Genomic DNA, 23,590 nt, shown 5'->3' with positions numbered 1-23,590 from the left:
GTTTTTATTTATTTTTTGGCACGATACGGTAGAACATTTCATTCTCTTTTACCATTTCACGTTCAAGTCTGGCACGCTCTTCAAGTGCATCTACCCCATTTTTTAAGTCATAGATTTCTGCTTCAATCAGTTTATTGCGAGCGGTTAATCTCTCATTCTCTTCTTTTAAAGCAGAAACTTCCTCTTGAAGCTCTTGGTAATCTGTCCACCCATTTTTGCCAAACCAAAAACTATATTGGAAAAAGCAGAGTAGGAAGGCAAAAAAAATAATCAATAAACGCATTTATTTTCTCTTTGTTTTAAATGATAAGTACAAGCGGTCAGATTTTACCTTGAATTTGCAAAAAATCCTAAATTTCTTACCGCTTGTAGCAAAATTTCTGGTTTGACAAGCCTGAATCCATTTTAAAATTTGATGTAAAACAAAAAAATATAGAAATTTTGTTAAATTTAGGAGAAAAATTTCAAAAATTTGAAGTATGTAACATTTTTTTTATTTCATTTGAGTATAATAGGCACAGTTGAATTTTATAACTATTATGAGGTAATTACTATGTTAAATCGTATTGAACAAGAACTTGCAGACTTAGGTATTACAAATGTTAAAGAAATCGTTCGTAACCCTAGCTATGAGCAACTGTTTGAAGAAGAAATGAAATCAGATCTTCAAGGTTATGAAAAAGGTGTTTTAACAAACTTAGGTGCAGTAGCTGTTGATACAGGTATTTTTACCGGTCGTTCTCCAAAAGACAAATACATCGTTTTAGATGAAAAAACAAAAGATACTGTTTGGTGGACATCTGATGCGGCTAAAAATGATAATAAGCCGATGAACCAATCAACGTGGCAAAGCCTAAAAGGTTTAGTAACTGATGAGCTTTCAAACAAACGCTTGTTCATTATTGATGCATTCTGTGGTGCAAGCCCGGAACATCGTATCAATGTGCGTATTATTACGCAAGTGGCTTGGCAAGCACACTTCGTGAAAAATATGTTTATTCGCCCAACAGAAGAAGAGTTGAAAGATTTCAAACCTGATTTCGTGGTAATGAATGGTTCTCAAGTAACTAACCCGAATTGGAAAGAGCAAGGTTTAAATTCTGAAAACTTTGTGGCATTTAATATCACAGAAGGTGTACAAATCATTGGTGGTACTTGGTACGGCGGTGAGATGAAAAAAGGTTTATTCTCAATGATGAACTACTTCTTACCACTTAAAGGTGTTGCATCAATGCACTGTTCTGCAAACGTGGGTGAAGAAGGTGATGTTGCCGTATTCTTTGGTTTATCAGGAACAGGTAAAACCACATTATCAACCGATCCAAAACGTAAATTAATCGGTGATGACGAACACGGTTGGGACGAAAACGGCGTATTTAACTACGAAGGTGGTTGCTATGCGAAAACTATCAACCTTTCTATCGAAAATGAGCCGGATATTTACCGAGCAATCCGTCGTGATGCGTTATTAGAAAACGTGGTTGTGCGTGAAGATGGTACTATTGATTTTGATGATAAATCAAAAACTGAAAATACACGTGTAAGCTATCCGATTTATCACATTGATAATATTGCAGTGCCATCAAAAGCAGGGCATGCGAAAAAAGTGATTTTCTTAACTGCTGATGCGTTCGGTGTGTTGCCTCCGGTATCTAAACTTACACCAGAGCAAACAAAATACTACTTCTTATCAGGCTTTACTGCGAAATTAGCTGGTACAGAGCGTGGTATTACTGAGCCAACCCCTACATTCTCAGCTTGTTTCGGTGCTGCGTTCTTATCTCTACATCCAACACAATATGCTGAAGTGTTAGTGAAACGTATGGAAGCAGCCGGTGCAGAAGCTTACTTAGTGAACACTGGTTGGAACGGTACTGGTAAACGTATCTCAATTAAAGATACACGTGGTATCATTGATGCAATTTTAGATGGCTCAATCGATAAAGCGGAAATGGGTAGCTTACCAATCTTTGATTTAGCTATTCCAACAGCATTACCTGGTGTTGATACCAATATTTTAGATCCTCGCAATACTTACGAAGACAAAGCACAATGGCAAGCGAAAGCAGAAGACTTAGCTGGTAGATTTGTGAAAAACTTCGAAAAATATGCAACAAATGATGAAGGTAAAGCATTAATTGCGGCAGGTCCAAAATTATAATTTGTAATTTAAAATAATTAAATATTTCAAGGACTAAACCTTTTGCAAGGTTTAGTCCTTTTGTATAAAAGGAGAGTAAATGACAACATTCCAGCTAAGGCTCAAACCAAAAGATGAACTTATACCACACCCAACAGCTCAATATTGGCGAAAATGCCAAGTGGAGCACTTTTTGATATGCCGTTTATGGATTTAGTATTTAAAGCTGCTCAAATTCATCGAGAAAATTTTGATGCAAATGCTATTCAGCTTTCAACTTTACTTTCTATTAAAACAGGTGGTTGCCCAGAAGATTGTGAATATTGTCCACAATCTGCCCGCTATGATACCGGACTGGAAAAGCAGACAATGCTAGATATTGACACCATTGTTGCAAAAGCCAAAATTGCCAAAGAAAGAGGAGCAAGCCGTTTTTGTATGGGCGCTGCTTGGCGAGGACCAAAACCAAGAGATATTAAAGTGGTATCTGAAATTGTTGGGGCAGTGAAAGCATTGGGGTTAGAAACTTGCGGTACGTTTGGAATGCTTGAAGAAGGAATGGCGGAAGAATTAAAAGAAGCAGGCTTGGATTATTATAATCACAATTTAGATACCGATCCTGAACGCTATAATCAAATTATCCACACACGCAATCACGAATACAGAATGGATACCTTAGGCAAAGTACGTAATGCAGGCTTAAAAGTATGTTGTGGCGGTATTGTGGGTATGAATGAAAACCGACCACAGAAAATCCGGAAGAAGATTATGACCGTCAGCTAATGGATAAATTGAATTTATATCTATTACAATATGAAGAAAGGAGTTGACGAATACAAGCGGTTGAATTTTACGAAAATTTTGCAAATTGTTTAAACTTAAGTATAGGGCGAGTTCCACTCGCCCATAAATTTGCTACATCACATCATTTCGGATCGAAACCATCACTTGATCGATTTTGAAGTTATCGGTATCAATAATTTCAAACTTATATTTATCCCATAACACAAAATCGGTTTTCTTTGGAATTTTGCGTAAAATGTACATCATAAATCCCGCGATGGTTTCGTAGTTTTCTGCATTTGGGAACTCAGCAATCTCTAAGGCTCGCATTACATCTTCTAGTGGAGTTGCCCCATCAATCAACCAAGAATGTTCATTACGCTGAACAATTTGCTCTTCTTCGTGAGAAACCAGCTCACCCATTACAATACTCATTACATCATTTAGGGTAACAATACCCACTACTAATGCATATTCATTCACAATAACGGCAAAATCTTCACCGGTTGATTTAAAGAGTTCTAAAACTTCATATAAAGAGAGTGTATCCGGAATAAACAGTGATTTACGCAGAATAGCCGGATCAGTCAGTTTTACCTGCTTCTCTTGTAGGTAAAGCGTTAAAATGTTATGGGTTTCAACATAGCCTAAAATTTTATCGATAGATTTATCACAAATTAATAGCTTAGAGTGAGAATTTGCTTTTACGGTTTCAAGCACTTGATCCCTATTGAAAGTTTGATCCAAGAAAACAATATTTTCACGTGTTGTCATTGTGGAGGTAACAGTACGTTGTTGCATTTCAAAGATATTTTCAATCAAGTATTGCTCTTGTTCTTTGACAATCCCGGCTTGAGCCCCGGCATCAACTACTGCAAAAATATCCTCAGAAGTCATATTATCTTCTCGAATAGTTGGTACTCGAAACAGTTTGAAAATCGCATTTGCAATAGTGTCAAACACCCAAACTAAAGGTTTAAATATAATGATTGAAAAGGTCATTATTCCTATTGTTCGCAAGGCAATTTTTTCCGGATTTGCCATTGCTAGTCGTTTAGGAATAAGATCGGCAAATAAAATAAAAGCTACCGTTACAAAAATGAAGGCTAACCAAGAGCTTGCACTTTCAACCCATTCTGCTTGGCTATATTGAGAAAGTAGAGAATAGACAAAAGGGCTAACAATGCTCTCACCGATTACTCCACCTAAAATCGCTACCATATTTAAGCCGATTTGCACAACAGTGATGAACCGCCCCGGTTGTTCCTGTAATTTCAGCACTTGGCTCGCTTTTGTGTTTCCTTCATTTGCCAGTTGCTGTAATTTAAGTTTTCTCGCTCCGGCTAGAGATATTTCAGCAGAGGAAATAATTGCACTAATGATAATAAGTGCAATCAAAATTAAAATTGCTTCAAATAAATTCATAATAGATGTTAGATAAAAATAAAAATCTGCACCTTAATCAGTCGGTTTTACTCAACTTTTGGTGTGCAGATCACATTTTGCTTATAAACTGATTAATGATTAGAACGGAATATCATCATCAAAGTTATTCATTGCAGGCTCAGCTTGTGGAACAGGTTTAGATTGCTGTGGTGCTGAACTTGAAGTTTGGTTATAACCATAATTACTATTGCCTTGATTATAGCTATTACCCGCAGGTGCTGAATTACCCCAACCACTCGGTTGTCCACCCATATCGTTGCCTTGACGACTACCTAACATTTGTAATACATCGCCTTGAATTTCGGTAGTGTAGCGATCTTGCCCGTTTTGGTCTTGCCATTTACGGGTTCTTAAACGACCTTCTACATAAACTTGTGAGCCTTTACGTAAATATTGACCACAAACTTCTGCTTGACGACGGTAGAACACAATACGATGCCATTCGGTTACTTCACGGCGTTCGCCAGTGTTTTTATCTGTCCAGCTTTCTGATGTTGCAACACTAATATTTGCAACTGCTTCGCCGTTTGGCATTGTACGCATTTCCGGGTCGTTACCCAAGTTACCTACGATAATTACTTTGTTAATACCAGCCATAAAATCCTCTTTCTATGCTTTTATACAAAATTGTGGAGTATTCTACCCGAAAATTAACTTATTGAACACTGAAAAACTGATATTTTGTACAGTTTTATCAAAATATGCGATAATGCTCGAAAATTTAGAAAATAGTGCTGGACATAATTGGATATAGGAAATATGCAACATATTGATATTCGTGGTGCAAGAACGCACAACTTAAAAAACATCAATTTAATCTTACCGAGAGATAAATTTATTGTCATCACGGGGCTTTCCGGCTCAGGTAAATCTTCTTTAGCCTTTGATACACTTTATGCTGAAGGGCAACGCCGTTATGTAGAATCGCTTTCTGCATATGCTCGTCAATTCCTTTCTTTAATGGAGAAGCCTGATGTGGATCATATTGAGGGGCTTTCGCCTGCAATTTCTATTGAGCAAAAATCAACCTCTCATAACCCCCGTTCTACGGTAGGTACAGTAACAGAAATTCACGACTATTTGCGTTTATTATTTGCTCGAGTAGGTGAGCCTCGCTGTCCTGATCACAATGTGCCATTAGCCGCTCAAACCATTTCACAAATGGTGGATAGAGTAATGGAAGAGCCTGAAGGAAAACGTTTGATGTTGCTTGCCCCGGTGGTGAAAGATCGCAAAGGCGAACACGTAAAATTATTGGAAAATTTGACCGCTAGTGGTTACTTAAGGGCAAGAATTGACGGTGAAATTTGTGATTTATCTGATCCTCCGGCGTTAGAGCTTCAGAAAAAGCACACCATTGAAGTAGTAGTGGATCGTTTTAAAGTACGAGCCGATCTGGCAACCCGTTTAGCAGAATCGTTTGAAACTGCATTAGATTTATCAGGCTCAACTGCGATTATTGCGGATATGGACGACCCAAATGCGGAAGAAATTGTCTTTTCATCGAGCTTTGCTTGCCCACATTGTGGCTATTCATTACAGGAATTAGAGCCACGCTTATTTTCATTTAATAACCCTGCTGGAGCTTGCCCAAGTTGCGATGGCTTAGGGGTAGAGCAGTTTTTTGATGAAAAGAAAGTAGTGCAAAATTATGATGTTTCATTAGCTGCAGGGGCAATTAAAGGTTGGGATCGACGCAGCTTCTACTATTTCGGATTACTTAAAGCGGTTGCAGAACATTACGGATTTGATTTAGAAACCCCATTCGGGCAGTTATCGAAAAAACACCAAAATCTCATCTTAAACGGCACGAAAGAAGAGATTGAGTTTGTTTATGTCAATGATCGAGGCGATAAAGTTAAACGCAAACACGCTTTTGAAGGTGTGTTAAATAATATGGCTCGCCGTTATAAAGAAACCGAATCTAACTCGGTGCGAGATGAATTAGCGAAATATATCAATACTCGCCCTTGCGTGGAGTGTGAAGGCTCTCGTTTGCGTCGTGAAGCCCGTTATGTTTTCCTTGATAAAACTAACTTACCGATGGTATCAGAAAAAAGCATTGGCGAAGCGTTGGCTTTCTTTGAGGAAATCAAACTCTCTGGGCAAAAAGAGAAAATTGCTGAGAAGATCCTAAAAGAAATTCGTGAGCGTTTACAGTTTTTAGTGAACGTGGGCTTGAATTATCTCTCACTTTCTCGTTCGGCAGAAACCCTTTCAGGTGGTGAGGCACAGCGTATCCGTCTCGCCAGCCAAATCGGTGCAGGCTTAGTTGGGGTAATGTATGTATTGGACGAACCCTCTATAGGCTTACATCAACGAGATAACGAACGCCTGCTTAATACACTGATCCATTTGCGTAACTTAGGCAATACGGTGATTGTGGTAGAGCACGATGAAGATGCCATTCGAGCCGCTGATCATATTGTAGATATCGGACCAGGAGCGGGAGTTCACGGCGGTCAAGTAATTGCACAAGGCACTGCTAAAGAAATTATGCAGATTGAGGAATCAGTCACGGGGCAATTCCTTTCAGGTCAGCAAAAAATTGAAATTCCTCTTAAAAGAGTAGCGTATGATGGTTCAAAATTGCTTACTTTATCAGGAGCAAGTGGTAATAATTTGAAAAAGGTAAAGCTGGAAATTCCGGTTGGCTTGTTTACTTGTATCACAGGGGTTTCGGGGTCGGGCAAATCGACTTTGATTAACGATACCTTATTCCCACTGGCACAAAATGCGTTAAATCGTGCAGAAAATAGTGATGTTGCTCCTTATGAAACTATTGATGGCTTGGCTCACTTTGATAAAGTGATCGATATAGATCAAAGCCCGATTGGGCGAACCCCTCGCTCAAATCCAGCCACTTACACCGGGCTATTTACCCCAATTCGTGAGTTATTTGCAGGTACGCAAGAGGCTCGGGCAAGAGGTTATAACGTAGGGCGTTTTAGCTTCAATGTGCGTGGTGGACGCTGCGAAGCCTGTCAAGGTGATGGTGTGATTAAGGTGGAAATGCATTTCTTACCCGATGTTTATGTGCCGTGCGATCACTGTAAAGGTAAGCGTTATAACCGTGAAACGCTGGAAATTCGCTATAAAGGCAAAACCATTCACCAAGTGCTGGATATGACAGTGGAAGAGGCGAGGGAGTTTTTTGCCCCTGTGCCGATGATTGCTCGTAAGCTACAAACCTTGATGGACGTAGGGCTATCTTATATCCGCTTAGGTCAATCTTCTACTACGCTTTCAGGTGGGGAAGCTCAACGTGTGAAATTGGCGACAGAGCTTTCAAAACGAGATACGGGTAAAACGCTGTACATTTTAGATGAACCGACTACAGGCTTGCATTTTGCCGATATTAAACAGTTACTTGGCGTGTTACATCGTTTGCGTGATCAGGGCAATACTATTGTGGTGATCGAACATAATTTAGATGTGATTAAAACCGCAGACTGGATTGTCGATCTCGGTCCTGAAGGTGGTAGCGGTGGTGGAGAGATTATTGCTACAGGCACACCGGAACAGGTAGCTAAAGATAAACGTTCTCACACTGCAAGATTCCTAAAAGAGATCTTAGCAAAAGGATAATTCAAGTAAAGGTTACAAGTGGTCATATTTTGAGAATTTTTTGCATTTGCAAAATCTTGGAGAAATATGACCGCTTGTTGTTTGTAAGATCTATCTAAGATTTTGTTTTATTAATGATGAAATGGTAAACTTCTAAACAGTTTAAAATATAGAGATAAGATATGAGTGGAACAGAATTATTAGTCAATGTAACCCCGAGTGAAACAAGGGTTGCATTGGTTGAAAACGGCTTATTAAAAGAACTCCACATTGAGCGTGAAGCAAAACGTGGTATTGTGGGGAATATTTACAAAGGGCGAGTAACCCGTGTATTGCCCGGAATGCAGTCTGCTTTTGTGGATATCGGCTTGGAGAAAGCTGCTTTTTTGCACGCTTCCGATATTGTTTCTCACACCGAATGTGTTGATGAAAATGAGAAAAAGCAATTTGTGGTAAAAGATATTGCCGAGCTTGTGCGTGAAGGGCAAGATATTGTTGTTCAAGTCGTTAAAGATCCGATTGGTACAAAAGGGGCGAGACTGACAACGGATATTACCTTGCCTTCTCGCTATTTGGTTTTTATGCCTGAAAATAGCCACGTTGGGGTTTCACAACGTATTGAAAGTGAGGCGGAGCGTGAGCGTTTAAAAACATTAGTTGAGCCTTATTGTGATGAATTGGGGGGCTTTATTGTCCGTACTGCAGCGGAAGAAGCGAGCGAAGAAAGTTTAAAGCAAGATGTAGCATTTTTAAAACGCTTATGGCGTAAAGTGTTGGAACGCAAGACAAAATATCCTGCCAAATCAATGCTTTATGGTGAATTGGCATTAGCTCAACGTGTGTTGAGAGATTTTATCGGTACACATATTAATGCTGTTTGGATTGATTCAAAAACAACCTGCGAGCAGGTCAAAGAGTTTTTAACTGAGTTTATGCCGGAACTGACGAATTCCGTGAGCTTATACACCGGGGCAAAAACCTTATTTGATGCTTATGGCGTAGAAGAGGCGATTCAGAAGGCACTGAATAAGCGAGTAAACCTAAAATCAGGTGGTTATCTGATCATTGAACAAACAGAAGCGATGACAACGATTGACATCAATACTGGGGCATTTGTTGGGCATCGAAACCTTGCTCACACCATTTTCAACACGAATATTGAAGCAACGCAGGCAATTGCACATCAGCTACAGTTACGCAATTTAGGCGGTATTATCATTATTGATTTTATTGATATGCAAGAGGAAGAACACCGCAATTTAGTGTTGCAGTCGCTACAAGATGCATTAAAAGGCGATAGGGTAAAAACCAACGTGAATGGTTTTACCCAGCTTGGTTTGGTTGAAATGACGCGTAAACGTACACGTGAGAGTTTAGAACGCATTCTTTGTTGTGATTGCCCTGAGTGTCAAGGTCGTGGTACGGTGAAAACCGTTGAAACGGTGTGTTATGAAATTATGCGTGAAATTGTGCGTGTTCATCATTTATTCAAAGCAGAGAAAATGCACGTTTATGCGTCTAAAGAGGTGGCAGATTACTTAATTAATGAAGAAAGCCACGCATTATTGGCGGAGTTGCAAGCCTTTATCGGGGCAAAAATTGAGATAAAAATTGAGCCATATTATCATCAAGATCAGTTCGATGTTGTTGTGATGTGATGAATTAGAGGATTGGAGCTATTTAGTTTTAATCCTCTTTTTGCAAAATTTATCGAAAATCTTACCGCTTGTTTCCTACCAAAATTGCCTAAAATAACGTATAATCGCCCAGTTTTATTTATCCAAATTTTGAAATCTAAGGTAATTCAATGTCTGAAGTAGAAAATCAAGAATTAGATCTGAATGGCGAAATGTTAGCCCGTCGTGAAAAATTAACTAAAATTCGTGAGCAGGGTAACGCTTTCCCAAATACTTTCCGCCGTGATGCGTTAGCAAAAGATTTACATAGTCAATATGATGAAGTAGACGGTGAAGTATTAAAAGAACAAAATATTCAAGTGAAAGTTGCCGGTCGTATTATGCTAAAACGTGTAATGGGTAAAGCCTCTTTCTTTACTATTCAAGATGTTAGCGGTGCAATTCAGCTTTATGTTGCTCGTGATAACTTGGCTGAAAATATTTACGAAGAAAAAGTTAGTCTGTGGGACTTAGGCGATATTATTGGTGTTGAAGGTACTTTATTCAAAACCAAAACTGGCGAATTAACCGTTCGTTGTTCAGAAGTACAACTCTTAACAAAAGCGTTACGCCCATTACCTGATAAACATCACGGTTTAACGGACTTGGAAACTCGTTATCGTCAGCGTTATTTAGATTTAATTTCTAACGAAGAATCACGCCGTACCTTTATGATCCGCTCACAAGTAGTTTCTGGTATTCGTAAATTTTTCTTAGATAGAGATTTTATTGAAGTTGAAACGCCAATGTTACAAGTGATCCCGGGCGGTGCAGCAGCAAAACCGTTTGTAACGCACCACAATGCGTTAGATGTGGATATGTATTTGCGTATCGCTCCTGAGCTTTACCTGAAACGCCTTGTAGTGGGTGGCTTTGAACGTGTATTTGAATTAAACCGTAACTTCCGTAACGAGGGGGTTTCTGTTCGTCACAATCCTGAATTTACAATGATTGAATACTACCAAGCCTATGCGGATTACCACGATTTAATGGATAACACCGAAGAGCTGTTACGCCAATTAGCGTTGGATATTCTTGGTACAACTGATGTGCCGTATGGCGAATATGTATTCAATTTTGGTAAACCGTTTGAGCGTATTACAATGCACGATGCAATCGTGAAATATGGTAACGGTATTAAACGTGAAGATTTAGATAACTTCGAGAAAACGGTCGAAATTGCCAAAGGTTTAGGTATTGAAATTCAAAAATCGTGGGGCTTGGGTTCTGTTGTAAATGCAATTTTTGAAGAAGTAGCAGAGCACCAGTTAATTCAGCCGACTTTCTTAATGGCTCACCCTGCAGAAATTTCACCGCTTGCACGTCGCAATGATGAAAACCCTGAAGTAACAGATCGTTTCGAGCTGTTTATCGGTGGACGTGAAATCGGTAACGGTTTCTCAGAGTTGAATGATGCGGAAGACCAAGCAGAACGTTTTGATGCTCAAGTAGCCGCAAAAGATGCAGGTGATGATGAAGCGATGTTTAAAGATGAAGACTTTATCGTGGCGTTAGAACACGGTTTACCACCAACTGCAGGTGAAGGCTTAGGGATTGACCGCCTGGCAATGATTTTTGCTAATGCACCATCAATCCGTGATGTGATTTTATTCCCTGCAATGCGTCAGAAATAATTTCTAAAAATAATAAATAAGCCCCACTAGGAAATTCCTTAGTGGGGCTTTGCTATTTAGACTAACCGATTTTTATTGATGTCATACTTAGCGATCCGCCAACCAGTTCGTCATTAAAGAAAGTAATTTCTTCATTCTCTTCTTGTTGAGCAACAACATAAAGCAATGGCAAGTAATGCTCTGGTGTGGGAATTGAAAGCTCTGCTGCTTGTCCGAATTGTTGGGTTTCGATAATTGCATCATAGTTGCCGTCCACAATCGCCTGATTGATATATTCACGGAAGGCGAATGCCCAATCATACCCAGCTCCAATCTGTTCCATATGTTGCCAGCTAATTGCCCGTAAATTATGTACAATGTTACCACTGCCGATAATTAGAACGCCTTGTTCACGCAATGGTTTTAATTTTTGGGCTAATTCAAAATGCCATTTCGCCGGCTGGTTGCGGTGAATACTCAGCTGAATGACGGGGATATCTGCTTCTGGGTAAAGGTGTTTCAGTACAGACCACATTCCGTGATCGTAACCACGTGTTGGGTTGAGTTCCGCTTGTTCCGGCAGTAAAAGCTGCTGAATATGTTCAGCTAACTCAGGGCAGCCTTGAGCAGGGTAAGTTACTTGGCTCAACTCTTCAGGGAAACCGTGGAAATCGTAAATTAATTCGGGATTTTGACCGCTTGTAATCTGTAATTTACTGCTATACCAATGAGCGGAAATCATTAAAATCGCTTTTGGTTTTTCAAAGGTTTTGGTGATCTGTTTGAAGCCTAGATTAAATGGGTTTTGAGCATCGAGTGTGTTCATCGGGTTGCCGTGTCCGACAAAGAGGGCTGGTAATTTTTTCATCTTATTTCTCCATTTATTTAGTCGAGTACAGTATAAATAGAGCAAATAAAGAGAAAAAGAGGCAAAAAAGCAAAAGATTATTTCCGATGGGGAAATAATAAGAAATACAAGCGGTTAAATTTTTCTTAAAAAATGCAAATTTACTTTTCCAGCCCTTTTTTAATCATCGGCTCAAAGAAATCATAATCAACCAGAAAGGCATCGTGTCCGAAATCAGAGTGAAATTCGTGAAAATCTAAATTCACCCCTGCGTGTTCTAATTTCTGTTTGCTTTTATATACATCAACTTGTTTGAACAGTTGATCACTGGTTACTGCTACAAACACGTAATTGGCTTTAATACGCTTTAACGCAGTTTCTTCATTTTCATAGCCAAGAGCAGGGTCATATAAATCTAGGGCTCTTAATAAGCGAAGGTAAGTATTGGCATCAAAGCGACCTAAAAATTTGGTGCCTTGATAGCTTAAGTAAGATTCTACTTGAAAATGATCACCCCAAATTTGCCCTTGCTGTTTGGTTTCTCGCCCGAAAGCTTTAGCCAGTTGAATATCCGTACGGTAAGTCAGCATTCCTAACATTCGGGCAATTTTTAAGCCATTATCGGGTGCGATGCCATCATAATAATCTCCACCATTGAAATGTGGATCATTAATAATTGCCTGACGCATAACGTGGTTAAAACCAATCGCTTCCGCACTTAAAGTAAGTGAAGAACAAAGGTTGATAATATTACGTACCTGATCCGGGTAGCTAATGCCCCATTGCGTGGCTTGCATTCCACCAAAAGAGCCACCAATGACAGCGTGGAGAATTGGAATTTCTAAGTAATCAATTAAGGCTTTTTGTACATTAACAATATCTTGAACCGTAATAATCGGGAATTGGCTACCGTAAGGTTTATTGGTTTTCGGATCAATTGAAGAAGGACCTGTTGTGCCTTTACAACCACCTAAAACATTACTGCAAATAAAGAAATATTTTTCCGTATCAAAGGCTAAACCCTTGCCGATAAAATCCTGCCACCAGCCTTTCTCGGTTGCAGAATCGTAATAAGGCTCGGCATCGCCGGTTAAGGCGTGGCAGATCAACACAGCATTGCTTTTATCTGCATTTAATTCGCCGTAAGTTTGGTAAGCCACTGTGATAGGGGAAAGTTCGCCGCCTAGTGAAAGGGATAATGGCATTTCCTCAAAAAGTGTAATGTGCTGAGCCATAGAATCCTTATTTGCAAAAAATTATGCTTTTTTAACCGCTTGTAATTGTAATAATATAGTTAAATTAACGGTGTTGTTGTCAATTGTCAAGAAGTTTTAGCCGTCTAAACGTCTAGATTTTTAAGCGGCTAAAAATTTTAGGTTTTAAGTGTGATAAATAGAGCTTAAGACTTAACAAACACGCCAAAATAGAATAAATTGGTTGAACGCTCAGGCAATTTCGTTTGTCTTTGATATACTCATTACCCGAGTAATAAAAATAAATAAAGTTGTTTATTGAAAGTTGAAACTTAAGGGAGCAGATAATTGCCGTTTTTTCATCAAATTAAGCAGTTTGGCATAAAAATATTTAAAGTGATTGTGATGTTACATTTGATAGGAATTGCAATCTTATTAATTGTGGATTCTATTACCAGTTATGCTGTGCGAGATAAAGTCTATAGCGAGATTAAGGAACTGCCTCATCGAGATTATGCCGTAGTGCTTGGGACGGCAAAATTTTATTCAAAAAATGTAATTAATGAATATTATAAATATCGCTTGGAAGCTGCGAAACAACTAGTGAAAAGTGAAAAAGTAAATAAACTTTTAGTCAGTGGAGATAATAAAACTCCTTATTATAATGAGCCTAAAACAATGACCAATGATTTGCTGAAAATGGGTATACCTCAGCCACAAATTAAGCAAGATTATGCAGGCTATACTACTTTCGATTCGATTATAAGAGCGACAGAAGTGTATAAATTACCGCCATTTACGATTGTGTCGCAGAAGTTTCATTGTGAAAGGGCATTATTTATTGCGAAATTTAAAAATATAGATGCGATTTGCTTTGCTGCGAAATATCCAGATGGGGCTTATCAAGTAAGGTTGAGAGAGATTTTTGCAAGAACGGCAATGCTATTTAATTTATTAATAGGTAAAACCCCTGAAACATTGGAAGATATACCATCTAAATAAAAATAGCCAGTTTTAATTACTGGCTATTTGTTTTATAAAATAATGGTTTTATTTTTATAAACAAAGATCTTATCAGAAAGAACTAATTCTAATGCTTGGCTAAGAACGGTTTTTTCTACGTCTCGCCCTGCACGCATCATTGCTTCTGCGGTATAGGTGTGATCTACGTTGATCACATTTTGCATAATAATCGGACCTTCATCTAATTCATCATTTACAAAATGAGCCGTTGCACCAATAATTTTTACCCCACGCTCATAAGCTCGTTGGTATGGCTTCGCACCAATAAATGCAGGTAAGAAAGAGTGGTGAATATTTACCACACGATTTGGATAACGTGCTACAAATTCAGGATTAAGCACACGCATATATTTAGCTAATACAATATAATCCGGGGCGTATTCGTCAATTTTATCGGCTAATAATTTATCGTGTTCAACACGGGTCAGATTTTCGTGGCTGACCAAGTGGAACGGCACATCAAAGCGTTCAACTAATTCTCTTAATGTGTCGTGATTACCGATTACAGCTGCAATTTCTACATCTAAACCACCATAATAGTTTTTCATTAATAAATCGCCTAAACAGTGAGCTTCTTTGGTTACTAAAATAACAATACGCTTTCTCTGCTTTGGCAATAATTTATAAATTGAACCCTCAGGCAAAGTAAATTCTAGATCGGCTAGTAATGTTTTATCGTTAAAAATACCGTTTAACTCCGTACGCATAAAAAAGCGTTTCGTTTCGTTATCCACAAATTCCGAGTTTTTAATAATATTTAATTGGTGTTTGTAACAAATATTGGTAATTTTAGCGACTAACCCTGTATCATCTGGGCATTCAGTTAATAAAATTTTATGTTCAAGCATTTGATATCCTATTATAAAAATAAGAGAACCCAATTAGAGTTCTCTCATATCTAATCTTTATATAAATAATAAATTAAATAGCAAAATCTTCTAATTTCTTGCCTTTATCAAGTGCTTCTTGCAATGCTTTTGGTGTTCTGCCTTGACCTGTCCACGTTTTTTCATTACCTTCAGAATCAACAAATTTATATTTAGCAGGACGAGAGGCAATCGGTTTGCGTGCTTTAGGGGCTTTGCGACCTTTAATTACTTTATCTGCTAATAATTGAGCTAATTCATCAATAGAAAGCCCATCTTGTTTTAACATTTCTGCGTATTTATTTAAGTTTTCTAATTGTTTTGCTTTTTCTTGCTCTTCTTTTCTGATTTCTTCTTCTTTTTCAGCAATAATAGTATCTAATTTTTCAGCAAGTGATTTTAATTGTTCAAGTGCTAAATCTTTAGCAAATACTCTTAAACTACGGATGTTTAAAAGACTTTTTAAATCTGACATTGTATTCTCCTTAATGTTTTTAGTTAAGAAATAAAATCTATTCTTATTTATCATATATTAAAAGATATTTAAGGTAAATAAATATAAATAAAAAAGAGGTACTTTATATCTTAGGATATTCGTGGTATCTTTGTGTTGTCCTACAAAATGTAGAGGTGCAAATTCAATAAGTATTTTTTCTGAGTGGAAAACGATGAAGAAAAAGGAAAGGTGGATTTGCCGAAATCAATTAGGCGTCATCTTAATTGGTTGGGGTCGTTCTCGAAAGAAACGACACTGTCGTAGTAAATGCTACGGAGTGCTACTGTTAGGGTGGGTTTTAGTTTGTCATATTTCCTTCCTTTATATTTATTTCTATAAATATCTCAGTACATTTCTTGTTTGGCTATCATTATTATATACAAATTATACAAAGTCATTTTAGAGGTTTTATGAATCTAGTTGATTATTCCACATCGTTTTGGTCTGTGTTACCTGCTCTGATTGCATTAATTTTAGCAATTGTGACACGCAAAGTGATTATTTCATTAAGCATTGGGATTATATTTGGTGCATTTATGCTAACCAATAGTAATTTTCTTGATGCACTTACTTATATTAAAAATAGTGTTGTTTCTTTAGTTTATAAAGGACCGGAAGAGGGATTAAACGCTAATAATATCAATATTATTTTATTCTTAATTTTATTAGGGGTATTAACTTCTTTATTAAGCATTTCAGGAAGTAATCAAGCCTTTGCGAATTGGGCTCAAAAAAGAATAAAAGGTAAACGTGGTGCAAAATTGGTAGCAGCAGGTTTAGTATTTTTCACTTTTATTGATGACTATTTCCATAGTTTAGCGGTAGGGGCAATTGCTCGTCCTGTAACGGATAAATTCCGAGTTTCTCGTGCAAAATTAGCTTATATCCTTGATTCAACCGCTGCACCAATGTGCGTATTGATGCCGATTTCAAGCTGGGGTGCTTATATTATTACCTTAATTGCGGGTTTATTGGCAACACACTCAATCACAGGGTATTCGCCACTAGGTGCATTTATGACAATGAGTGCAATGAACTTCTATGCGATTTTCTCTATGATTATGGTATTCTTTGTGGCTTATTTCTCATTTGATATTGGCTCAATGGCTCGTTTTGAACGCCAAACTGAACATTTAGCAGAAGTAGAGGAAGAAACTATTGAAGTTAAAGGTCGAATGCGAAATTTAGTATTCCCGATTATTACCTTAATTGTAGCTACGGTTGCGATGATGATCAAAACAGGTGCTGATGCGTTATCTGAAGCCGGTACCCCATTCTCTATTTTAGGAGCGTTTGAAAATACTACTGTGGGCGTTTCGTTAGTAGTGGGTGGTCTTGCCGCACTGATTGTTGCTACCGTTTGTATTATGGCAAGCGGTCATATTTCGCTAAAAAATTACTTCCGTGCTTATGGATTGGGCGTAAAAATGATGTCGGGTGCAATTACGATTTTATTCTTCGCTTGGACAATTAATGGCGTAGTAAGTGATATGCAAACAGGCAAATACTTATCAGGCTTAGTTGGCGAGCATATTGCAGCAGGATTCTTACCGGCAATTTTATTCGTATTAGCCGCATTTATGGCATTCTCAACAGGTACAAGCTGGGGAACATTCGGTATTATGTTACCGATTGGAGCGGCAATGGCGGTTCATTCTGATCCTACATTAATCATTCCTTGCTTGTCGGCAGTAATGGCGGGGGCGGTATGCGGAGACCACTGTTCACCGGTGTCGGACACCACGATTTTGTCTTCAACCGGTGCACAATGTAACCATATGGATCACGTTATTTCGCAATTACCGTATGCATTATTAGTTGCTGCTGCATCTATTGTTGGCTACTTAGTAGTAGGTTTCACACAATCGGCTTTATTAGGATTTGTAGCAACAGCTGCGGTGATGGCAGTCTTAATTTTAATCTTTAAAGCAAAAAAGTAGAAAAATAAAGGTTAATTTCTAAAAATGTGAAGGCAATCACAGAATTAAATTTATTTATGCTATAGAATGCAACCTAAGATATGGATATCGAATGTTGTGTTATATAAATCTTAAAATAAGATCCTCCTATGTATTTAGCGTACCTTTTGGTACGCTTTTTTCTTTTCTAAGCTATATATTTCTTGCAATTTTTAAAATTTTGTACTACTTTAATAGTACATTTTAATTTTGAGGGCAAAAGATGAAAACTGCATTAGTAACAGGGGCAACCGCCGGTTTTGGCTTAGCAATTTGTAAATTACTTCTTCAATCAGGCTATAGAGTGATTGGCACAGGCAGACGTGCAGAGCGTTTAAGCGAACTACATTTGCAATTTGGCGACAATTTTCTACCGCTTGTATTTGATATTCAAGATCCCTCAGAAGTTGAAAAAGCATTAAATAGCCGCCCTCAAAGTTGGCGAAAGATTGACTTATTAGTGAATAACGCAGGTTTGGCGTTAGGTTTAGAGCCTGCTCATAAAGCAGATTTAAATGACTGGTATCAAATGATCGATACTAATATTAAAGGCTTGGTAACAATGACACGCTTAGTTCTCCCTGAAATGATTGAACATAATTCAGGACATATTATTAATATTGGTTCGATTGCAGGGACTTACCCTTATCCGGGTGGGAATGTCTATGGTGGTACAAAAGCCTTTGTGAAGCAGTTTAGCTTAAACTTGCGTGCAGATTTAGCAGGTACAAAAGTACGAGTATCTAACGTTGAGCCGGGCTTATGTGGCGGAACGGAATTTTCTAATGTTCGCTTTAAAGGTAATGATGAGAAAGCAGCGAAAATTTATGAAAATGTTGAATTTGTTCGTCCTGAAGATGTGGCTAATATCGTGCTTTGGTTAAATCAACAACCGGAACACGTCAATATTAACCGTGTTGAAGTAATGCCGGTAGCTCAAACGTCATCTGCCTTGAATGTAACAAGAAACCTATAAATATATAAAGGAAATATTATGTCAGATACACTTCTTAATCCTTATTTTGGCGAATTTGGTGGTATGTATGTACCTGAAATTTTAGTGCCGGTACTCAAAGAATTAGAACAGGCTTTTGTTGAAGCTCAACAAGATCCAACATTCCAAGCAGAATTTACAGATTTATTAAAAAACTACGCAGGTCGCCCAACGGCATTAACGCTTTGCCGTAATCTTACTAAAGGCACTAATACTAAACTTTATTTAAAACGTGAAGATTTATTGCACGGTGGGGCACATAAAACGAACCAAGTATTAGGGCAAATTTTACTCGCAAAACGTATGGGGAAAACCCGCATTATTGCTGAAACGGGAGCAGGTCAGCACGGAGTGGCAACCGCTCTTGCCTGTGCAATGCTTGGTATGCCTTGTGTGGTTTATATGGGGGCGAAAGACGTGGAACGCCAATCGCCTAACGTGTTTCGTATGCGTTTGATGGGGGCGGATGTGATTCCTGTCGAAAAAGGTTCTTGCTCACTAAAAGATGCCTGTTGTGAAGCGATGCGTGATTGGGCGGCAAACTATGATACTACCCACTATTTAATTGGTACGGCAGCAGGTCCACACCCATTCCCGACAATAGTGCGTGAGTTCCAAAAAATGATTGGCGAAGAAACCAAACGCCAAATTTTAGAAAAAGAAGACCGCTTGCCGGATGCTGTCATTGCCGCTGTTGGCGGTGGTTCTAATGCCATTGGTATGTTTGCAGACTTCATTGAAGAAATATCAGTGAAGTTAATCGGTGTAGAGCCGGCAGGCAAAGGCATTGAAACAGGCGAGCACGGTGCTCCGCTCAAACACGGTACAACGGGGATTTACTTCGGTATGAAATCGCCGATTATGCAAGATAAAGATGGGCAAATTGAAGAATCTTATTCCATTTCAGCCGGCTTAGATTTCCCGTCAGTTGGTCCGCAACACGCTTATTTAAACGCAACAGGGAGGGCAGAATATGTCTCTATTACTGACCAAGAAGCATTAGATGCTTTCCAAGCACTCGCTAAAAATGAAGGGATTATTCCTGCGTTAGAGTCTTCACACGCCTTAGCTTATGCACTGAAGTTGATTAAGCAAAATCCTGAAAAAGATCAACTGTTAGTGGTGAATTTATCTGGACGTGGCGATAAAGACATTTTCACGGTCGATAAAATTTTAAATGGAGGAGAGTAAAATGAGCCGTTTTGATACCTTATTTAACCGCTTAAAAGCGAAAAACGAAGGGGCTTTCGTACCATTTGTTACTTTATGCGATCCTGATTTTGACCGTAGTTTTGAAATTATTGAAACGATGATTGCCAATGGGGCTGATGCGTTAGAATTAGGTTTCCCATTTTCAGATCCGCTATTAGATGGCCCTGTTATTCAAGCGGCTAACAAACGTGCATTAGATGCAGGTTACAGTACAGATGCTTGCTTTGCCTTGATTGAAAAAATTCGAGCGAAATATCCCGATATTCCAATTGGTTTATTGCTTTGTGCGAACTTAATTTTTGTGCCAACTGCAGATACATTCTTCCAACGCTGCCAACAATCCGGGGTTGATGCCGTGTTAATTGCGGATTTACCTATTTTAGCAGCAGAAGAATTTGTGCCAACAGCTAAAAAATATGGTATTCAGCCTGTGTTTATCTGCCCGCCAAATGCAGATGAAAATACCATTCAACGCATTGCAAAATTAACTGAAGGCTATACTTATTTAGTTTCTCGTGCAGGTGTAACCAGTGCGGAAAACCAAGCTCACGCAAGTAATCTTGATAATTTAGTGGAGAGCTTAAAACAAGCGAATGCTGCACCAATCTTACAAGGTTTTGGTATTGCTAAACCGGAACAAGTGAAAGAAGCCTTAAGACTTGGTGCTGATGGAGCAATTTCAGGTTCGGCAATTGTGAAGATTATTGAACGTAATTTAGATAACCAAGCGAATTTGCTGGAAGAACTTGCTGAATTTGTACAAGCGATGAAAGCTGCGACTAAGTAACTGACAAGCGGTTATTTTACCGAAAAAATTTGCAAACGCTTTTAACTTAAAAATAAGTTAAAAGCGTTTTGTTTTACTGTTCAAAATTAATACATTAAGCTAAAATACGCCGCTTAATTTTGAATAGAGATATTATGAAACCTATTATCGTTTTTTGTTTATTCTGCCTATGTTTACCTTACAGTTTTGCCAAGCAGACGGCTGGAGCAGTGAATGCTTATGGTGAGGAACTGGAAATTGCGAATAATATTGTTATTGGGCAAGAAAAGCCCCTTTTTGTGGCGAATAAATTGGCAAAAAATTACCGTATTCCCTCGCTATTAACCACCGAAGACGGCATTGTGTTAGCGGCAATTGATAAACATCAATTTGATAATAAGGATTGGGGTAATATTGATTTAGTTATCCGTCGAAGTTTGGATAACGGCAAAACTTGGCAGAACGACCAAGTCGTGATCGATTTAATTGAGCAGCCCTACAATGCTCCTAATTTTGAAAATACCCAATCGGCATTTGTTATTGACCCTGTGATGGTGCAAGACAAAAATTCCGAACGCATTTTCTTATTGGTGGATATGTACCCCGAATCGAGTGGCATTCATAGTCATATTACTTATCACGGCAAAAGAGAGCCTGCTAACCCAGCCAATGCGTTAGGTAGTGGTTACACTAACATTGATGGTCAAGCCTTTTTGAAACTGATTGGTAAAGATCAGACCTATACTTTGCGAGAGCAAAGCCATACTTTAGGTCGAGTGTATGATACCCAAAACAATCCAACAGACTACCAAGTAGTAACTCGAGGCAATCCTTATAAAGCCTATCGAGACTTAGGTGATGTTTATTTAGGCGAGATAAATGAAGCAAATTACCAAGGTAATATTTTTCTTTCTTCGCAAAAAGAGTTTAATCGTTCCGCCCCATTTACAGTACAGAAGACGAGTTATTTATGGCTTATTTACAGCGATGATAACGGCAAAACGTGGTCGAATCCGATTGATTTAAACCCACAGCTGAAAACCGATTCGATGAAATTTCTCGGCACAGGTCCTGGTACAGGTGTACAGTTAGAAAGCGGTTCATTATTAGTGCCGGTTTATTTTATTGACCAAAATGATAATGAACTCACTGCGATAATTAAAAGTGAGGACGGCGGAGAAACTTGGGTAATGGGAGAAACACCGGTTAAATTTAGTGGTAACAAAGCCCCTTATAAGGCGAGTGAATCACATATTGTAGAGCTGAATGACGGCACAATAATGCTTTTTACCCGTACCAATAAAGGCAATGTATTGGTGTCTACCAGTAATACTGAAGGTATGACGTGGCAAAGTAGCGAATTTGATGCGGAGTTACTCAATTCCTACACGCAATTATCAGCAATAAAATATTCAAAAGAAATTAACGACAAAGAGTATGTACTGCTTTCTAACGCTCATTCTAAGCAAATGTGGAAACGCATTAATGGAAGAGTTTGGATTGGTGAAATCAAGTCAGATAATACCATTGATTGGCAAGATTATATTCAGATAACTGATGATAATGAAACTTTTGGCTACAGTAGCATTGCAGAGTTGCCGGACGGAAAAGTCGGTTTACTTTATGAAAAAGTGGGTGGTGAGATCAGATATGTTCGCTTAGAGGTTGAACAGATATTAAAAGATGATAGGCTAAATAACTACAAGCAGTCGTTTTTCTAAATTTTTGCTAAAAGACTATTATTTATTTAATTCTTGTAAATATAAAAAGACCGCTTGTAGCGGTCTTTGAAAGAAAGTTAATTGTTATTGAGATTTTTCTGCTCGGAATACACCAATAGCATTTTGTTGGTCATCACCCTTACGAATATAGTCACCAGCTAATTCTCCAGCATTCTCGCCAAAGAAGCCACCCTGCACACTCACATAGTTTTTACTCCCAGAGAATGTGTTCTGAGTAATGTTGCCTGAAATTTCGACAGGCTCAAAACCACTATTTTCCAAAGATGATTTAATTGTACCAGTTAAGGTTTTTTGGTTAAAGTCAGCTGTAAACTCGGCTAAGCCATTATCATCAATAGTGTCAAGTTTACCTGCTTTATCATTTTTAGCATACAGGCTGAAACTGTGTCCTTTATAAGTCAGAGCACCTTCTTTAGGCATATTTTTTGTCTGATTTATATTGGCATTAAACAAATAACGATTTTCTAAGTCATTTTGCTGAACAAAAGCAATTAAGGTATTAGTGCCCTTTTGAACTATTAATGTGCTGTTTGCATCTTCAATGTTTATCTTATTACCATTTAAACCGGGTCTTGAAAGTGGGATTTGTTTACCTTCAACGTTTAGAAGTGTTGTCAGTTCAGTATCTGGCGAGTTTAAATGACCTGTTTCAATGCCCCCACTATTTTTAGGAATGGTAAATATACCACCAACGGTAGGAGAGTTTTGAGTGTAGGCAGTTTCTTCCTGTGGCAATAAATCATCTGGTTTTGGAGGCTGTTCTGGTTGAGCCGGTTGAGCAGGTTGTTCTGGTTGAACAGGTTGTGCTGGTTGAGCAGGTTGTGCTGGTTGAGCAGGTTGTGCTGGTTGAGCAGGTTGTGCTGGTTGAGCAGGCTGTGCTGGTTGAGCAGGCTGTGCTGGTTGAGCAGGTTGTGCTGGTTGAGCAGGTTGTGCTGGTTGAGCAGGTTGTACTGGTGATACCTGTTTATTATCAGTAGTGTTGCTATTGCTACCACTGCTACCACAAGCCACTAAACCAAGAGCCATTAAAATGGTTAATGCAACATTTGTTTTTTTCATATCGAACCTCGTTAAGTTAGAAATAATCACTTAAATTGTATGCTTTTTATCTTAATAATCAAGCGAGTTTTATTAATTTACACTATTTTGTTAAGTTCAGTGATATAAGTCATTTTTTATTTATGGTAAACTCAATTACGATATATCTAAACTTGCAAAATGATATGTCGGTAAATAACAAGCGATCATTTTTTTAATATTTTTTACAG

Annotated in this window: 18 protein-coding genes, 1 pseudogene and 1 riboswitch; of the genes and pseudogenes, 11 read left to right on the top strand and 8 right to left on the bottom strand. The window is 38.3% G+C overall.

What is annotated here, in order from left to right; genetic code table 11:
- Positions 1-4: 4 nt before the first annotated feature.
- Positions 5-283, bottom strand: a complete 279-nt coding sequence (gene ftsB / locus ICJ55_RS08695; RefSeq protein ID WP_025236163.1) for a cell division protein FtsB — start codon at positions 281-283, stop codon at positions 5-7.
- A gap of 270 nt (positions 284-553) precedes the next feature.
- Here ftsB and pckA point away from each other — a divergent pair, with 270 nt between their 5' ends.
- A complete protein-coding gene (gene pckA, locus ICJ55_RS08690; RefSeq protein WP_425168883.1) occupies positions 554-2,161 on the top strand; it encodes a phosphoenolpyruvate carboxykinase (ATP) in 1,608 nt (535 codons plus the stop codon).
- 79 nt (positions 2,162-2,240) lie between these two features.
- A pseudogene (gene bioB / locus ICJ55_RS08685) lies at positions 2,241-2,893 on the top strand (biotin synthase BioB); the annotation flags it as partial.
- Between the two features lie 162 nt (positions 2,894-3,055).
- On the opposite strand, the gene paeA reads toward bioB, so the two are convergent.
- Positions 3,056-4,348 (bottom strand): polyamine export protein PaeA, encoded by a 1,293-nt coding sequence (gene paeA / locus ICJ55_RS08680; RefSeq protein ID WP_188156445.1) that lies wholly within the window; start codon positions 4,346-4,348, stop codon positions 3,056-3,058.
- A gap of 99 nt (positions 4,349-4,447) precedes the next feature.
- Positions 4,448-4,966 carry a single-stranded DNA-binding protein gene (locus ICJ55_RS08675; protein WP_188156444.1) on the bottom strand — a complete coding sequence of 173 codons (519 nt, stop codon included), beginning with the start codon at positions 4,964-4,966 and terminating at the stop codon, positions 4,448-4,450.
- A gap of 162 nt (positions 4,967-5,128) precedes the next feature.
- Between ICJ55_RS08675 and uvrA the strand changes: the two genes are divergently transcribed.
- The 3 genes from uvrA to lysS all read left to right on the top strand — a co-directional run bounded on the left by uvrA (position 5,129) and on the right by lysS (position 11,246).
- Entirely contained in the window at positions 5,129-7,957 is a 2,829-nt protein-coding gene (gene uvrA, locus ICJ55_RS08670) for an excinuclease ABC subunit UvrA (RefSeq protein WP_188156443.1), read from the top strand.
- Positions 7,958-8,118: 161 nt separating this feature from the next.
- Positions 8,119-9,594 (top strand): ribonuclease G, encoded by a 1,476-nt coding sequence (gene rng / locus ICJ55_RS08665; protein ID WP_188156442.1) that lies wholly within the window; start codon positions 8,119-8,121, stop codon positions 9,592-9,594.
- Positions 9,595-9,743: 149 nt separating this feature from the next.
- The gene (lysS, locus tag ICJ55_RS08660) at positions 9,744-11,246 is read left to right on the top strand and encodes a lysine--tRNA ligase (protein ID WP_188156441.1); all 1,503 of its coding nucleotides are present in this window, start codon (positions 9,744-9,746) and stop codon (positions 11,244-11,246) included.
- A gap of 61 nt (positions 11,247-11,307) precedes the next feature.
- On the opposite strand, the gene ygiD is transcribed toward lysS, so the two are convergent.
- Together ygiD and metX are read right to left on the bottom strand one after the other, a co-directional pair.
- Entirely contained in the window at positions 11,308-12,093 is a 786-nt protein-coding gene (ygiD, locus tag ICJ55_RS08655) for a 4,5-DOPA-extradiol-dioxygenase (protein WP_188156440.1), read from the bottom strand.
- 140 nt (positions 12,094-12,233) lie between these two features.
- Entirely contained in the window at positions 12,234-13,307 is a 1,074-nt protein-coding gene (gene metX, locus ICJ55_RS08650) for a homoserine O-acetyltransferase MetX (RefSeq protein WP_188156439.1), read from the bottom strand.
- A 363-nt stretch (positions 13,308-13,670) separates the two neighbouring features.
- Here metX and ICJ55_RS08645 point away from each other — a divergent pair, with 363 nt between their 5' ends.
- Complete coding sequence (locus ICJ55_RS08645; protein WP_188157719.1) at positions 13,671-14,267, top strand: SanA/YdcF family protein; 597 nt, start codon at positions 13,671-13,673, stop codon at positions 14,265-14,267.
- 32 nt (positions 14,268-14,299) lie between these two features.
- On the opposite strand, the gene purU is transcribed toward ICJ55_RS08645, so the two are convergent.
- Together purU and ICJ55_RS08635 are read right to left on the bottom strand one after the other, a co-directional pair.
- On the bottom strand, positions 14,300-15,136 hold the full coding sequence (purU, locus tag ICJ55_RS08640; RefSeq protein ID WP_188156438.1) for a formyltetrahydrofolate deformylase: 837 nt from the start codon (positions 15,134-15,136) through the stop codon (positions 14,300-14,302).
- A 73-nt stretch (positions 15,137-15,209) separates the two neighbouring features.
- Positions 15,210-15,629 carry an H-NS family histone-like protein gene (locus tag ICJ55_RS08635; protein WP_188156437.1) on the bottom strand — a complete coding sequence of 140 codons (420 nt, stop codon included), beginning with the start codon at positions 15,627-15,629 and terminating at the stop codon, positions 15,210-15,212.
- Between the two features lie 142 nt (positions 15,630-15,771).
- Positions 15,772-15,941: riboswitch (Lysine riboswitch) on the top strand.
- A 119-nt stretch (positions 15,942-16,060) separates the two neighbouring features.
- Between ICJ55_RS08635 and ICJ55_RS08630 the strand changes: the two genes are divergently transcribed.
- The 5 genes from ICJ55_RS08630 to ICJ55_RS08610 all read left to right on the top strand — a co-directional run bounded on the left by ICJ55_RS08630 (position 16,061) and on the right by ICJ55_RS08610 (position 22,301).
- Entirely contained in the window at positions 16,061-17,590 is a 1,530-nt protein-coding gene (locus ICJ55_RS08630; protein WP_188156436.1) for a Na+/H+ antiporter NhaC family protein, read from the top strand.
- Between the two features lie 241 nt (positions 17,591-17,831).
- A complete protein-coding gene (locus ICJ55_RS08625; RefSeq protein ID WP_188156435.1) occupies positions 17,832-18,584 on the top strand; it encodes an SDR family oxidoreductase in 753 nt (250 codons plus the stop codon).
- Between the two features lie 18 nt (positions 18,585-18,602).
- Positions 18,603-19,793 (top strand): tryptophan synthase subunit beta, encoded by a 1,191-nt coding sequence (gene trpB / locus ICJ55_RS08620; RefSeq protein WP_188156434.1) that lies wholly within the window; start codon positions 18,603-18,605, stop codon positions 19,791-19,793.
- Position 19,794: 1 nt separating this feature from the next.
- Entirely contained in the window at positions 19,795-20,601 is an 807-nt protein-coding gene (gene trpA / locus ICJ55_RS08615; protein ID WP_188156433.1) for a tryptophan synthase subunit alpha, read from the top strand.
- Positions 20,602-20,735: 134 nt separating this feature from the next.
- The gene (locus ICJ55_RS08610) at positions 20,736-22,301 is read left to right on the top strand and encodes a sialidase family protein (protein WP_188156432.1); all 1,566 of its coding nucleotides are present in this window, start codon (positions 20,736-20,738) and stop codon (positions 22,299-22,301) included.
- An 84-nt stretch (positions 22,302-22,385) separates the two neighbouring features.
- On the opposite strand, the gene ICJ55_RS08605 is transcribed toward ICJ55_RS08610, so the two are convergent.
- A complete protein-coding gene (locus tag ICJ55_RS08605; protein ID WP_188156431.1) occupies positions 22,386-23,381 on the bottom strand; it encodes a transferrin-binding protein-like solute binding protein in 996 nt (331 codons plus the stop codon).
- Between the last annotated feature and the right edge of the window lie 209 nt (positions 23,382-23,590).

The organism is Mannheimia bovis (assembly GCF_014541205.1).
GTDB lineage: Bacteria > Pseudomonadota > Gammaproteobacteria > Enterobacterales > Pasteurellaceae > Mannheimia > Mannheimia bovis.
The sequence above is the reverse complement of the archived record's forward strand: the minus strand, read 5'-3'. Positions and strand labels throughout refer to the sequence as shown.